This is a genomic window from Brachybacterium avium (assembly GCF_002216795.1).
Taxonomy (GTDB): domain Bacteria; phylum Actinomycetota; class Actinomycetes; order Actinomycetales; family Dermabacteraceae; genus Brachybacterium; species Brachybacterium avium.
The window spans coordinates 638,380-652,213 of sequence record NZ_CP022316.1; the positions used below are offsets into that span (position 1 = coordinate 638,380).

Sequence of the window (13,834 nt, forward strand, 5' to 3'; positions counted from 1 at the left end):
GGCTCCGTGACCGACGCCCCGCGGCCGCTCACCACCGCCCAGCGACTCGAGGACCTGCGCGAGCGCGATGCCGCTGCGGTCGCCGCCGCTGACGAGATCGCGGTGCAGAAGCAGCATGCCCGTGGCAAGAAGACGGCTCGCGAACGCATCTCCGACCTGTTGGACGACGGTTCCTTCGTGGAGACCGATCGTTTCGTGCGCCATCAGGCCCGCAATTTCGGCATCGATCGCAAGCGGCCCGACGGTGACGGGATCATCACCGGGTACGGCACCATCGACGGCCGCCAGGTCTGCGTGTACTCGCAGGACTTCACCGCCTTCGGCGGGTCGCTCGGCGAGGCCCACGGCCGCAAGATCCAGAAGATCCAGGATCTCGCGCTGAGCACGGGAGTGCCGATCATCGGCATCCTCGATGGCGGCGGCGCCCGCATCCAGGAGGGCGTGGCCTCGCTGGCCATGTTCGCCGGCATCTTCAAGCGCAACACCCGCGCCTCCGGGGTGATCCCCCAGATCTCCCTGATCATGGGCCCGGCCGCGGGCGGCGCCGTGTACTCCCCGGCGCTGACGGACATCATCGTGATGGTCGAGAAGACCTCCCACATGTTCATCACCGGACCGGACGTGATCCGCACCGTCACCGGTGAGGACGTGGGCTTCGAGGAGCTCGGCGGGGCGCGCACCCATTCCTCCCGCTCCGGTGTCGCCCACTACATGGCTCCCGACGAGGCCGAGGCCATCGAGTACGTCAAGGATCTGCTGAGCTATCTCCCGGCCAACACGCTGAGCCCGGCCCCCTCGTTCCCGGTCCCCTTCGAGGAGGACCTCACCTCCTCGGACACCGCGCTGGACACCCTGGTGCCCGATTCCCCGAACCAGCCCTACGACATGCTCTCGGTGCTGCGAGCGACGCTCGATGACGAGGAGTTCCTCGAGGTCCAGCCGTTGTTCGCGCAGAACATCCTGGTCGGCTTCGGCCGGGTCGAGGGCTACAGCGTCGGCATCATCGCCAACCAGCCCTCGCACCTGGCCGGCACGCTGGACATCGACGCCTCGGAGAAGGCGGCCCGCTTCGTGCGCCTGTGCGACGCCAACAACATCCCGGTGCTGACCTTCGTGGACGTGCCGGGCTTCCTGCCCGGGACCGACCAGGAGTACGGCGGCATCATCCGGCGCGGCGCGAAGCTGCTGTACGCCTACGCGGAGGCGACCGTCCCGCTGATCACCGTCATCACCCGCAAGGCCTACGGCGGCGCCTACATCGTGATGGGCTCCAAGGAGCTGGGGGCGGACATCAACCTCGCCTGGCCCACCGCGCAGATCGCGGTGATGGGCTCCCAGGGCGCGGTGAACATCCTCCACCGCGGCGATCTGCGGGAGGTCACCGAGCAGGGCGGCGATGTCGCGGCCGCCCGCGCCCGCTATGAGGCCGAGTACGAGGAGCAGTTCGCCACCCCCTACAGCGCGGCTGAGCGGGGCTGGATCGACGGCGTGATCCGTCCCGCCGAGACCCGTCTCGAAGTGGCTCGCGCCCTGCGCGCCCTGCGCACCAAGCGCGATTCACTGCCCACCAAGAAGCACGGGAACATCCCGCTGTGAGCGGCCCGCAGTCCTTCGGTCCCGTCGCGGCCGGCGCCGCGGGTGCCGAGGAGTCCTCCGGCGTCTCCCCCTCCGATGTGCGCCTGGTGCACGGCTATCTGCGCGATGACGAGCTCGCCGCCATCGCGGTGGTGGTCTCCGCCATGAGCGTGACCAGCCGGCTCGAGGCGGAGGAGCGGCTGCTGGCCGAGGGCCGCGGCGCAGGCGCCGGCGCCTGGAACGACGCGGTGCACTGCCACCCCCGCGCCCACGGCCTGCGCAGTCGCCCCTCCCCCGCCGCCTGGCAGTTCTCCGACCGCTGAGCACGGCGCCGACCGTCCGACAGGCTTGAGTCCGCACCGCCGCCGCACGGGGCGCGGCCTGCCGCGCACTAGACTGCCCCGCATGCTTGAGACCCCGCCCGCCCCGTCGGCCGCGACCCCGCCCCGCCCTGCCACCGCCCTGGACCGTCTGGCCGACGAGTACGTCGAGCTCAGCGCCCGGCTGGACCCGTTCCTCGCCACCGCTCTGGGCGTTCCCGGCCACGACGCGGAGGTCACCGACTACTCCCCCGCCGCCGTCTCCGAGCGCACCGACGCCGCCCGCACCCTGCTCTCCCGCGCCGCCGAGGTCCCGGACGAGGATGCGGTGGACGCCATCACCCGGGCCGCGCTCGCCGAGCGGCTGGGCCTGGAGATCGAGCGCGCCGAGCAGCGGCTGGACATCGCCTCGGTCAACAACCTCGCCTCGCCCCTGCAGTCCCGCGATGCGCTCGACCAGATGCCGACCGACACCGCTGAGGACTGGCAGGTGATCGCGCAGCGGATGGCCGGGATGCCGCGCTCGCTCAGCACCTGGGCCGAGTCCCTGCACGAGGCGGCCGAGCATGGCGTGCTCTCCTCGAAGCGGCAGCTGCTGCTCGGCGCGGAGCAGGCCCGCGGCTACGCCGCCGAGGACGGCTTCTTCACCGCCTTCGCCCGCGACGCGGTGGGCGATCGGACGCAGCGGGAACGCGTCGCCGCAGCCGCCGGAACTGCCGCGCAGGGCTATCTCGCCCTCGCCGACACGCTCGAGCAGCTCGCCCCGCACGCCCCCGAGCAGGACGCAGTGGGGCGCGATGCCTATGCGCTGGCCTCTCGCACCTTCCTGGGCACCTCGATCGACATCGACGAGACCTACGCCTGGGGCATCGAGGAGCTGCGCAGCGTGGTCGCCGAGCAGGAGGAGGTGGCCCGACGGATCAATCACCGCGCTGGCAACGGCGGCGGCAGCTCGGTCCAGGCCGCGAAGCGGGCGCTGAACGCCGATCCCTCCCGCGTGCTGCACGGCACCGAGGAGCTGCGTTCGTGGATGCAGGAGCTCAGCGATCGCGCGATCGAGGAGCTCGCCGGCACCCACTTCGACATCCCCGAGCCGCTGCAGCGGCTGGAGTGCCGGATCGCTCGCACCGGCTCCGGCGGCATCTACTACACCGGCCCCAGCGAGGACCTGACCCGGCCGGGCCGGATGTGGTGGGACGTGCCGGCCGGCACCACCGAGTTCCACACCTGGTTGGAGACGACCACCGTCTACCACGAGGGCGTGCCCGGCCATCATCTCCAGGTGGGCACCCAGACCCTGCAGGCCAGCACCCTGAACCGGTGGCGGGCGATGCTGTGCTGGGTCTCCGGCCACGGCGAGGGCTGGGCGCTGTACGCCGAGCGGCTGATGGACCAGCTGGGATACCTCGGCGATGACGGCGACCGACTGGGGATGCTGGATGCGCAGCGGCTGCGGGCAGGACGTGTGGTGCTGGACATCGGCCTGCACTGCGGGCTGCTGATGCCCGAGGGCCTCGCCGGGTCTGCGGGTGGCGCCTGGAGCTTCGAGAAGGCCTGGGACTTCATGAGCGCCCACTGGGGCGTGACCGAGGCGGAGCAGCGCTTCGAGCTGCACCGCTACCTGGGCTGGCCGGGCCAGGCCCCCTCCTACAAGATCGGCCAGCGGGTCTGGGAGGAGCTCCGCCGGGATGCCGAGCGTGCCGGGACCCCCGTCCGCGACTTCCACCGCCGGGCGCTCGAGCTCGGTGGCCTGCCGCTGTCCGTCCTCGAGGAGGCGCTGCGATGAGCTCCCCGGTCCCCGCTCCCGCCCCGGAGCCGGCGGAGGCCCCGGGCCATGACCCGCTGCTGCTGCTCGCCTCCGCCTCGGCGGGGCGCCGAGCCACGCTGCGGGCGGCCCGCATCGAGCACTCGACGCTGCCGGTCGACCTCGACGAGGCGGCGATCCTCGCTCGCGCCCGTGCGGCGGCAGCCGACTCCGGGGACCCGGACTCCCTCCCCACCGCCGCCGACGAAGTGCTGCTGCTGGCCCGGGAGAAGGCGCTCGCGGCGACGGCACGCAGCGAGGGCGGTTACGTGGTGCTCGGCTGCGACTCGATGCTCGAGCTGGACGGCGAAGTGATCGGGAAGCCGCTGACCGCGGACCGTGCTCGTGAGCGCTGGCGCGCGATGCGCGGCCGCACCGGCATCCTGCATTCCGGGCACTGGCTGGTCGACGACCGCGATGAGGAGGACGGCGGCACCGGCGCCACTCTCGGGGCGACGGCCAGCTGCGAGCTGCGCTTCACCGACCTCTCCGATGAGGAGATCGATGCCTACGTCGCCACCGACGAGCCGCTCGGGGTGGCCGGAGGGTTCACCATCGACGGCATCGGGGGCCCGTTCATCGAGCATGTCCAGGGCGACCCCCACGCCGTGGTCGGCCTCTCCCTCCCCCTGCTGCGCAGGATGCTCGGGGAGATCGGGGTGGGCGTCCATGAGCTGTGGGAGGAAACCCCCGTCACCGTCTTGCCGGACCCTGCCGACGGCTGAGCCCGCTCGGTACTAGACTCGACCTCTGCTGACCCCCTCGGAAGGATCCATCGCCGATGCCCGCTCGCTCCCCCAAGCTCCGTCCCCTGTCCACGGTGCTGATCGCCAACCGTGGAGAGATCGCGGTGCGGATCGCACGGGGCTGCCGGGACGCCGGGCTCCGCTCCGTCGCGGTGTACGCCGATCCGGACCGCGATGCCCTGCACACACAGGTCGCCGATGAGGCCTACGCCCTCGGCGGCACCACTGCCGCGAGCTCGTACCTCGTGGTCGACAAGATCCTGGACATCGCCCACCGCTCCGGTGCCGACGCGATCCACCCCGGCTACGGCTTCCTCTCCGAGCGGGCGGACTTCGCCCAGGCGGTCATCGATGCGGGTCTGACCTGGATCGGTCCCTCCCCCGCCGCGATCGAGAAGCTCGGGGACAAGGTCTCCGCGCGCCACATCGCCCAGAAGGCCGGCGCACCCCTGGTCGCCGGCACCAAGGACCCGGTGCAGAACTCCGACGAGGTCGTGGACTTCGCCCGGGAGCACGGACTGCCGATCGCGATCAAGGCGGCGTTCGGCGGCGGCGGCCGCGGTCTGAAGGTGGCCCGTGAGGAGTCCGAGGTCCGCGAGCTGTTCGACTCCGCAGTGCGCGAGGCCATCGCCGCCTTCGGCCGCGGCGAGTGCTTCGTGGAGCGCTACCTCGACTCCCCCCGCCACGTCGAGACCCAGTGCCTCGCCGACATGCACGGCAATGTCCAGGTGGTCTCCACCCGTGACTGCTCGCTGCAGCGCCGCCACCAGAAGCTGGTCGAGGAGGCGCCCGCGCCCTTCCTGAGCGCTCAGCAGAACGCCCAGCTGGTCAGCTCCTCCAAGGCGATCATGCGCGAGGCCGGCTACACCGGCGCCGGCACCTGTGAGTTCCTGGTCGGCAAGGACGGCACCATCTCCTTCCTCGAGGTCAACACCCGTCTCCAGGTCGAGCACCCGGTGACGGAGGAGGTCGCAGGAGTGGACCTGGTGCGCGAGCAGCTGCGCATCGCCGCCGGCGAGCGCATCAGCGACGAGGATCCCCTCGCGCGCGGCCACTCCTTCGAGTTCCGCATCAACGGCGAGGACCCGGGCCGCGGCTTCATGCCCGCCCCCGGGCGGGTCCAGCGCTTCGATCCGCCCACCGGCCCCGGCGTGCGCCTGGAGACGGGCGTGCGTGCGGGGGACGAGGTCTCCGGGGCGTTCGACTCGATGCTCTCCAAGCTCATCGTCACCGGTGCCACCCGCCGGGAAGCGCTCGAGCGCTCCCGTCGGGCGCTCGCGGAGTTCCAGATCGAGGGGATCCCGACCGTGCTCCCCTTCCACCGCAAGGTGGTCGAGGACCCGGCCTTCGCGCCGGAGGATCCCGAGCAGGCCTTCTCCGTGCACACCCGCTGGATCGAGACGGAGTTCGACAACGATCTGGCGGCCGCGCCGCTGCCGGGCCAGCAGGAGGACACCGAGGATCGCGAGGCCGTGGTCGTCGAGGTGGATGGTCGACGCGTCGAGATCAGCCTGCCCGCCTCGCTGCGTGCGCCCCGGGCCGCAGTACGGCAGCGCCGCAAGCGTCAGCACCGGGCGTCCGGGGATGTCGCCGGCGGCGGCAACAGCGTCTCGGCTCCGATGCAGGGCACCATCGTCAAGGTGGTCGCCGAGGAGGGCCAGTCGGTGGCCGATGGAGACCTGCTGGTGGTGCTCGAGGCGATGAAGATGGAGCAGCCGATCACCGCACATCGCTCCGGGATCGTCACGGGGCTCAGCGCCGAGATCGGGGCCACGGTCTCCGCCGGCGCCGTCCTGTGCACCATCGAGGACTGACCACCGACCTGCTGCCCGGGGATCGAGCCGCGGACCGCCTTCACATCGGGAGGGCGGTCCGCGGCTCGATCCCCGCTGGGGTGAGACCGTCCGCGGTGTCCCGGCTCCGGGCGCCGGCCCGCTGCGGGCGCGGCCGGGTTCAGGCGTCCGGTGCGAGCACCCGCTGCCTCGCCACCTCGGCCAGGGAGCCGGTGAGCGAGGGGTAGATGGTGAAGGTGCCGGCGACCTGCTCGGCGGTGAGCCGATGCGCGACCGCGAGGGTGTAGGGCAGGATCAGCTCGCTCGCCCGCGGCGCCACCACCACGGCGCCGATCACGGTATGCGAGCCGGGGCGCACGATGAGCTTCACGAAACCCTCGGTGATCCCCTGCATCTTCGCTCGCGGATTCGTCTCCAGGTGCAGCATCATCACCTCGCCCGACACCTCACCCGAGAGGACGTCCTGCTCGCTGACGCCGACCACGGCGATCTCCGGGCTGGTGAAGATCGCGGAGGAGACCTGGGTGGAGATCAGCGGGGAGACGGCATCACCCAGCGCATGGTGCATGGCGATCCGTCCCTGCATCGCCGCGACCGAGGCGAGCGGATACACCCCGGTGCAGTCCCCGGCGGCGTAGACGCCGCGCACGGAGGTGCGGGAGACCCGATCGGTCTCGATGTGGCCGGATTCCTTGACCCTGATCCCGGCGGAGAACAGCCCGAGGTCGGAGGTCCAGGGGATCCCGCCGATGGCGATCAGCACATGGCTGCCGGCGATCTCCTCGCCGGTGGTGAGGGTCACCACGACCCCGTCCTCGGTGCGGCGCGCGGTCTCGGCGCGGGAGCGGGAGCGGACGGTGACACCGCGCCTGGCGAAGGCCTCCTCGAGGACGTCCGCGGCCTCCGCGTCGGTGCCGGGCAGCACCTTCTCCCGGGAGGAGACCAGCGTGACCTCGCTGCCGAGGGATCGGTAGGCGCTGGCGAACTCGGCGCCGGTCACGCCGGAGCCCACCACGATGAGGTGCTCGGGCAGGCGGTCCAGCGCGTACAGCTGGGTCCAGTTCAGGATCCGCTCACCGTCGCAGGGTGCGCTCTCCAGCTCCCGGGGACGAGCACCGACGGCCAGCAGGATCACATCGGCCTCGAGGGTGTCCACGCGCGTCCCGGCAGCGTCGAGCACGTCCACGCGGTCCGGCCCGTCCAGTCGCCCCGTCCCATCGATGACCTGCACCCCAGCCGCGGTCAGGCTGGAGCGGATGTCTACGGACTGAGCGGCGGCGAGCTCCCGCACCCGGTGGTTGACGGCGGCGAGGTCGACGTTCAGGGAGTGGGCGGCGGGGGCGGTGCCGTTGTCGGCGTCGCGGATGCCGAGCTGCTGGGATCCGGCGACCAGGTCGAGCACGTCGGCAGTGGCGATCAGTGTCTTCGAGGGCACCACGTCGGTGATCACCGCGGCGCCGCCGATCCCGCGATCCTCGATCAGCACGGTCTGCGCGCCGTGCCGTGCGGCGGTCAGCGCGGCCTCGTAGCCCCCCGGGCCGCCCCGACGATCACCACGCGGACGCGGCCCCCTGCGCTGGTGAGACGACGGGGGTCCGAAGGAAGGGCGGTGCTGGGATCGGTCACGCCGCCATTGTGGCAAAGAATGCACGGTGGGGAGCCCTTTTCGGACACCGGCCGAGGGTGGCCGGCACCCCGGACGCACTTCCCGGGTGACGCGCGCCCAGAAGCGCCGCCGGAACCCGTCAGGACGTTCCCGACGTCGGCTCGTCTGCGCTACCTTCGGTCCATGACTTCTTCCGCTGCCGACCCGTACCAGCTCGCCCGCGATGCTGCCGCCGCCATCGCCGAGGCCAGCGGTGTCCCCGCCCACGATCTCGCCCTGGTGCTCGGCTCCGGATGGTCCGGCGCCGCTGACCTGCTCGGCGAGACCGTGTGGCAGGCCGACGCCACCACCATCCCCGGGTTCCGCCCGCCGGCGGTCGCCGGCCACGTCGGCACCCTGCGATCGATCCGGGTGGAGGGCACCGACGCTCGGGCCCTGGTGCTCGGGGCCCGCACCCACTTCTATGAGGGCGCCGGCGTCGACGCCACGGTCCACGGGGTGCGCACCGCCGCCGCCGCCGGCGCCCGCACCATGGTGCTGACCAACGGCTGCGGCGGGATCGATCCCTCCTGGGCTCCCGGCACCCCGGTGCTGATCCGCGACCAGATCAACTTCACCGGCGCCACCCCGCTGACCGGCGCCAACTTCGTGGATCTCACCGATCTGTACACCCCGGCGCTGCGCGACCTCGCACACGAGGTCGACAGCAGCCTCGACGAGGGGGTGTACATGCAGTTCTCGGGCCCGAGCTACGAGACCCCTGCCGAGGTGCAGATGGCGAAGGTGATCGGCGCCGATCTGGTGGGCATGTCCACCGCGCTCGAGGCGATCGCGGCCCGGGAGGCCGGGATGGATCTGCTGGGCATCTCGCTGGTGACCAATCTCGCCGCCGGCATCAGCGGGGGCGCGCTGAGCCATCAGGAGGTGCTCGAGGCCGGTCGGGAGGCGGGCCCGAGGATCTCCCGCCTGCTGGCCGAGACCGTCCGCCGGATCACCGCCGGCTCGTCGGCGCCGAGCAGCGCTGCGGGGGCCTCGGCATGAGCCTGGACAGCGCCCTGCGCTCCCGTTCCGAGACCTGGATCCAGGATGATCCCGATCCGGCCACCCGGGCAGCGCTCGAGAACCTGCTCGAGCAGGCCGCCGCCGGCAGCTCCGTGGCACAGGAGGAGCTCGCCGATGCGTTCTCCACCGATCTGCAGTTCGGCACCGCCGGACTGCGCGGGGCGATGGCACCCGGTCCGAACCGGATGAACCTCGCCGTGGTCTCCCGTGCCGCACGCGGCCTGGCAGACCACCTGCGCGAGGATCTGGGCCTGGAGCAGCCGCGGGTGGTCATCGGCTACGACGCCCGGTACAACTCCCACGACTTCGCCCGCCGCTCCGCGCAGATCATGGCGGCGGCGGGCTGCCGGGTCCAGCTGCTGGAGCGTTTCGGCCCCACTCCCCTGGTGGCCTTCGCGGTCCGGCAGCTGGAGGCGGACGCAGGCATCGTGGTGACCGCCTCCCACAATCCGCCGGCGGACAACGGCTACAAGGTCTATCTGGGAGGGCGCGCCGCCGAACCCGAGGGTCGCGGCGTCCAGATCGTGCCGCCGTCGGACACGCAGATCGCGGCACGGATCGCGGCCGTCGGCCCGGTGCGGGACATCCCCGTCACGGATTCCGGGATCGAGCTGCTCGGGGAGCAGCTGCGGGAGGACTACCTCACGGCGATCTGCGCGCTGCCGGACCCAGAGGGTCCGCGGCAGGTGCGGATCGTGCACACCGCGATGCACGGCGTGGGCTCCGAGACCGCGCTGGCCGCCCTCCATCGCAGCGGGTTCGCCGAGGTGCATCCGGTCGCGAAGCAGGCCGATCCCGACCCCGACTTCCCCACCGTCGCCTTCCCCAACCCCGAGGAGCCCGGCGCGATCGACCTCGCGCTCGAGCTCGCCCGCACCCTCGAGGCCGATGTGGTGATCGCCAACGATCCGGATGCGGACCGCTGCGCGGCGGCGGTGCTCGATCCGCATCGGGGCGACTGGCGGATGCTGACCGGTGATGAGCTCGGAGTGCTCCTGGGAGACCATCTGGTGCGTCGGCACGGCTACCGCGGCGTCATCGCCCGCTCGGTCGTCTCCAGCCGCTGGCTGGACGCGATCGCGCAGAGCGCGGGGCTGGACGCCGCGGCCACGCTGACCGGGTTCAAGTGGATCACCCGTGCCCCGGGGATCGTCTTCGGCTACGAGGAGGCCATCGGCTACTGCGTGCTGCCGGAGGTGGTGCGCGACAAGGACGGCCTCTCCACAGCGCTGATCGTCGCCGAGATGGCCGCGCTGGCCAGAGCCGAGGGCACGACGCTGATCGGCCGTCTCGACGAGCTCGCCGAAGAGCACGGACTGCACTCGACCGCGCAGCTGTCGATCCGGGTCGAGGATCTGACGCTGATCGGCGCGATGATGGAGCGGCTGCGCGCGGCGCCGCCCACGGCGCTGCTCGGCTCGCCGGTGCTCACCAACCAGGACCTCTCCCAGGGGTCGGTGGAGACCACCGGGCTGCCCCCGACCGAGGGCATGCTGCTGCGCAGCGAGGACGACACCCGGGTGGTGGTGCGCCCCTCCGGGACCGAGCCGAAGCTGAAGTGCTATCTCGAGGTCGTCACCGCAGTGCCTGCGGGGACCTCACCCGCGGAGATGGGTGCCCTCCGGCGCCGGGCCGGTGAACGGCTGGAGGCACTGAAGGACGAGATGCGTCAGGTGCTCGGCGCGGACTGAGGCCCGCGGCGCCGCCATCGCGCGGCGCCGCATCCGCCGGTCGGTTCAGTAGCCCGAGCCGGTGCCGCCCTCGAGGATCGCCCGCGAGGAGGACAGACCCAGCCGGCTGGCGCCCGCGGCGACCATCGCCTCGGCCGCCTCCCGGGTGCGGATCCCACCGGAGGCCTTGACCCCGAGCCGGTCGCCGACGGTCCTGCGCATCAGCGCGACGGCATGCTCGCTCGCACCCCCGGCGGGGTGGAACCCGGTGGAGGTCTTCACGAAGTCGGCGCCGGCCCGCTCGGCCGCCTCGCAGACGGCGACGATCTGCTCGTCGGTCAGCGCTGCGGACTCGATGATCACCTTGAGCACCACGGACTCCGCCACGTCCCGCACCGTACGGATCTCGTGCTCGACGGCATCGAACTGACCGGCGCGGGCCAGGCCGACGTTGAGGACCATGTCCACCTCGTCCGCGCCCTTGTCCACCGATTCGCGGGCCTCGAAGGCCTTGACCTCTGCGGAGTGCTGGCCCGAGGGGAATCCGCAGACGGTCGCGACCTTCACGGTGGTCTCCACAGGGAGCATCGAGGGGGAGATGCAGACGGAATAGGTGCCCAGCTCCTCGGCCTCGCGCAGCAGCGCGGTGACGTCGGCGGCGGTGGCCTCGGGCTTGAGCAGGGTGTGGTCGATGAGTGCGGCGAGCTGGCCGTTGTCCAGAGAGGTCATGAGGAGATCCTGGCAGACGCACCTGCCCCGGCGCATCCGCACCGGCCTCGATCGGGTCACGACTGCCCCACACCCCCTCCCCAACCTATCTACCTATCTGATAGGTTGCGGCGCGGAGCTGCACCGTGGCACACCGGTCGCGCGGCACCTCCGCCATTCCGTCCAGGCCCCGAGGAGAACCGTCGATGTCGACGACCGCACCACCGCCGAGAACAGCCGAGACCGTGAGCTCGCCCCGCACCACCACGCTCGGCGCCGATATCGATCCGTACCTGATCGACGGCTCGCAGATCACCGAACCGCCCCGCCGGCTGGGCGGGAAGCTCCGCTTCCTGGGCCCGGGCATGATCACCTCCGCCGCCGTCGTCGGCTCCGGTGAGCTGCTCACCGCGACCACCCTGGGCGCCCAGGTCGGCTTCATGCTGCTGTGGCTCGTGCTGGTCTCGACGTTCCTGAAGGTGTGGGTGCAGATCGAGCTGGCGCGCTGGTCGATCTCCACCGGCCGCGTGGCGCTGGACGGCTATCAGGACGTGCCCCGAAGATCGCCGGTCGCGGCTGGATCTCCTGGCTGGTGCTGTTCATGTTCCTGCAGTTCTTCATCGGTCAGGCGGGGGTGATCAGCGCTTCCGCCTTCGCCTTCAGCACCCTGTTCCCGATCGGCCCGGATCCCTACTCCCTGCTCTCGATCGGCGTGTGGGTGGGGATCCTCGTGGTCATCGCGATCGGAATCCATGCGGTGAACCGGTACGCCGTGGTCGAGAACATCTCCACCGTGCTGGTGCTGCTGGTGACCTTCTTCGCGATCGTGATGGTGTTCCTGCTGGGCGGCACCGAGTTCGCGTGGAGCCTCGCCGACCTCGGCGGTGGCATGCGCCTCCAGATCGCCGGCGGCGCCTTCGGCGTGGCCCTGGCGATGTTCGGCATGACCGGGGTGGGCGCGGGCGAGACCACCGCGTACACCTACTGGGTGGTCGAGAAGGGCTACGCGGCCTGGACCGGTCCCAACGACGGCTCCGAGAGCTGGATCAGCCGCGCCCGGGGCTGGATCTCGGTGATGAAGGTCGATGCCTGGGTCTCCTGGATCATCTACACCCTCTCCACCGCCGCCTTCTACATCCTCGGCGCGGCTGTGCTGCACCCTCAGGGGCTGCTCCCCGAGGGCAACCAGGTCATGCTCACCATCTCCTCGATCTTCGACTCGGCCGTCGGCCGCTGGGGCGGCGTGCTGTTCCTCATCGGCGCGGGGCTGGCCCTGTTCAAGACGATCATCGCCAACGTGCCGAGCCTCGGCCGCCAGGTGGGTCACACCCTGGCGATCTTCGGCGCCTACGACTGGAACGACCAGCAGGTGCGGATCCGCTGGCAGCGGATCATCATGATCATCCTGCCGATCGTCTGGGGCGTCCTCGGCACCGCCATCTCGTCGCCGCTGGCGCTGGTGATCATCGCGGGCATCCTCAATGCCGTCTACCTCATCGGCGTCGCCGCTGCCACGCTGTACCTCTCGTACACGCAGACGGATCCGCGGATCCGGGACGGCGCCCCCACCATGGTGCTGCTGTGGCTCTCAGCGATCGCGATCGCCTTCGTCGGCATCTATGGTCTGTTGAACTCGTTCTGAGACCCCCTGGCGCCCGGGCCGCACGGTCCCGGGCGCCGCACATCAGGAGCTGCCCCATGGAAGACCTCGCCAGCACCGCCTGGAAGCACCTCGCCGCCCCCGCCCCCACCGCCGACGGGGAGCGGCTCGAGCGCGATTCGCTCGCCGATCGTGTGCGCGACGCCGTGCTGGGCATGATCGACGAGGAGGATCTCGCCGACGGGGATCCCCTGCCCTCCACCGGTGCCCTCGCGGCACGGTTCGGGGTCTCCCGCACGGTGATCCGGGAGGCACTGAGCGCTCTCGCCGCCCTCGGCATCATCGAGGTCAGCAATGGGCGCAGCGCCACCGTGCGGGCACCGGACCCACAGCTGGTGCGCTTCTACCTCGCCCGCGCGATCCGCGAGTCCCGGGACGACAGCTTCACCACCCTGATGGACCTGCGAGGACCGCTCGAGGTGCGTGCCGCGCTCCGCGCCGCGGACCGCTTCGCCGATGGTGGCGAGGTGCCGGCGGGCCGGGAGCGCCTGCTGGCCCTGCGGGAGGAGCTCGATGCCGCGCTGACCGATTCGGAGCTCTATCCGCGGCTGGACCTGCGCCTGCACCAGGAGATCGCGCTGCTGAGCGGCAACCGGGCCCTGCAGGGTCTGCTGGAGGCGGTCAGCATCCCCTTGTTCCATGCCATGCAGGACGTGCGCGCCGCCCGCGATCTGCACGACATGGTCGGCTCGGAGCACACCGACCACCTGCGGATCATCGACGCGATCCTGGCGGGCGATCCGGCGACGGCCGCCACGGCGATGGAACACCACATGCTTGCCGTGGAGTCCTTCGACATCACCTCCTGACCTGCCTCCGTTCCACTGCGACATCGACCCGACCCGAAAGGCCTCCCCATGCGTGCACTCGAGATCCACGGCCCCGACGAC

12 protein-coding genes are annotated in these 13,834 nt (G+C 71.4%); 10 read left to right on the forward strand and 2 right to left on the reverse strand.

The window, feature by feature from the left end; genetic code table 11:
• Nucleotides 1–6 precede the first annotated feature (6 nt).
• The 5 genes from CFK39_RS02915 to CFK39_RS02935 all read left to right on the forward strand — a co-directional run bounded on the left by CFK39_RS02915 (nt 7) and on the right by CFK39_RS02935 (nt 6,259).
• Complete coding sequence (locus tag CFK39_RS02915) at nt 7–1,596, forward strand: acyl-CoA carboxylase subunit beta (protein ID WP_089064205.1); 1,590 nt, start codon at nt 7–9, stop codon at nt 1,594–1,596.
• Entirely contained in the window at nt 1,593–1,898 is a 306-nt protein-coding gene (locus CFK39_RS02920) for a hypothetical protein (RefSeq protein WP_089064206.1), read from the forward strand. Before CFK39_RS02915 ends, CFK39_RS02920 begins: the two co-directional genes overlap by 4 nt.
• Nucleotides 1,899–1,980: 82 nt before the next feature.
• Complete coding sequence (locus tag CFK39_RS02925) at nt 1,981–3,681, forward strand: DUF885 domain-containing protein (RefSeq protein ID WP_089064207.1); 1,701 nt, start codon at nt 1,981–1,983, stop codon at nt 3,679–3,681.
• Complete coding sequence (locus CFK39_RS02930; RefSeq protein WP_089064208.1) at nt 3,678–4,424, forward strand: Maf family protein; 747 nt, start codon at nt 3,678–3,680, stop codon at nt 4,422–4,424. The genes CFK39_RS02925 and CFK39_RS02930 overlap by 4 nt, the downstream gene beginning before the upstream one ends.
• Nucleotides 4,425–4,480: 56 nt before the next feature.
• The gene (locus tag CFK39_RS02935; protein WP_089064209.1) at nt 4,481–6,259 is read left to right on the forward strand and encodes an acetyl/propionyl/methylcrotonyl-CoA carboxylase subunit alpha; all 1,779 of its coding nucleotides are present in this window, start codon (nt 4,481–4,483) and stop codon (nt 6,257–6,259) included.
• A gap of 139 nt (nt 6,260–6,398) precedes the next feature.
• Here CFK39_RS02935 and CFK39_RS02940 read toward each other — a convergent pair whose 3' ends face one another.
• Complete coding sequence (locus CFK39_RS02940; protein ID WP_338027695.1) at nt 6,399–7,724, reverse strand: NAD(P)H-quinone dehydrogenase; 1,326 nt, start codon at nt 7,722–7,724, stop codon at nt 6,399–6,401.
• A 303-nt stretch (nt 7,725–8,027) separates the two neighbouring features.
• On the opposite strand from CFK39_RS02940, the gene CFK39_RS02945 reads away from it, so the two are divergent.
• Nucleotides 8,028–8,885, forward strand: coding sequence for a purine-nucleoside phosphorylase (locus tag CFK39_RS02945; RefSeq protein WP_089064211.1), 858 nt, complete (start codon nt 8,028–8,030; stop codon nt 8,883–8,885).
• Nucleotides 8,882–10,597, forward strand: coding sequence for a phospho-sugar mutase (locus CFK39_RS02950; RefSeq protein WP_089064212.1), 1,716 nt, complete (start codon nt 8,882–8,884; stop codon nt 10,595–10,597). Before CFK39_RS02945 ends, CFK39_RS02950 begins: the two co-directional genes overlap by 4 nt.
• Before the next feature lie 45 nt (nt 10,598–10,642).
• On the opposite strand, the gene deoC is transcribed toward CFK39_RS02950, so the two are convergent.
• Complete coding sequence (gene deoC, locus CFK39_RS02955) at nt 10,643–11,305, reverse strand: deoxyribose-phosphate aldolase (protein ID WP_089064213.1); 663 nt, start codon at nt 11,303–11,305, stop codon at nt 10,643–10,645.
• A gap of 185 nt (nt 11,306–11,490) precedes the next feature.
• Here deoC and CFK39_RS17125 point away from each other — a divergent pair, with 185 nt between their 5' ends.
• From CFK39_RS17125 to CFK39_RS02970, 3 genes are read left to right on the forward strand one after another with little or no spacing between them, the layout of a single operon-like run.
• Nucleotides 11,491–11,922, forward strand: a complete 432-nt coding sequence (locus CFK39_RS17125; protein ID WP_157697039.1) for an Nramp family divalent metal transporter — start codon at nt 11,491–11,493, stop codon at nt 11,920–11,922.
• Nucleotides 11,886–12,926 carry an Nramp family divalent metal transporter gene (locus CFK39_RS02965; RefSeq protein ID WP_275094131.1) on the forward strand — a complete coding sequence of 347 codons (1,041 nt, stop codon included), beginning with the start codon at nt 11,886–11,888 and terminating at the stop codon, nt 12,924–12,926. The genes CFK39_RS17125 and CFK39_RS02965 overlap by 37 nt, the downstream gene beginning before the upstream one ends.
• A gap of 56 nt (nt 12,927–12,982) precedes the next feature.
• Nucleotides 12,983–13,753 carry a FadR/GntR family transcriptional regulator gene (locus tag CFK39_RS02970; RefSeq protein WP_089064215.1) on the forward strand — a complete coding sequence of 257 codons (771 nt, stop codon included), beginning with the start codon at nt 12,983–12,985 and terminating at the stop codon, nt 13,751–13,753.
• The last annotated feature ends 81 nt before the right edge of the window (nt 13,754–13,834 follow it).

Bases quoted from the DNA above. Each gene is read 5' to 3' on its own strand.
- CFK39_RS02945 (WP_089064211.1), top strand. From the start codon at position 8,028: ATGACTTCTTCCGCTGCCGACCCGTACCAGCTCGCCCGCGATGCTGCC.
- CFK39_RS02930 (WP_089064208.1), top strand. From the start codon at position 3,678: ATGAGCTCCCCGGTCCCCGCTCCCGCCCCGGAGCCGGCGGAGGCCCCG.
- CFK39_RS02925 (WP_089064207.1), top strand. From the start codon at position 1,981: ATGCTTGAGACCCCGCCCGCCCCGTCGGCCGCGACCCCGCCCCGCCCT.
- CFK39_RS17125 (WP_157697039.1), top strand. From the start codon at position 11,491: ATGTCGACGACCGCACCACCGCCGAGAACAGCCGAGACCGTGAGCTCG.
- CFK39_RS02965 (WP_275094131.1), top strand. From the start codon at position 11,886: ATGTTCCTGCAGTTCTTCATCGGTCAGGCGGGGGTGATCAGCGCTTCC.
- CFK39_RS02935 (WP_089064209.1), top strand. From the start codon at position 4,481: ATGCCCGCTCGCTCCCCCAAGCTCCGTCCCCTGTCCACGGTGCTGATC.
- CFK39_RS02970 (WP_089064215.1), top strand. From the start codon at position 12,983: ATGGAAGACCTCGCCAGCACCGCCTGGAAGCACCTCGCCGCCCCCGCC.
- CFK39_RS02950 (WP_089064212.1), top strand. From the start codon at position 8,882: ATGAGCCTGGACAGCGCCCTGCGCTCCCGTTCCGAGACCTGGATCCAG.
- deoC (WP_089064213.1), bottom strand. From the start codon at position 11,305: ATGACCTCTCTGGACAACGGCCAGCTCGCCGCACTCATCGACCACACC.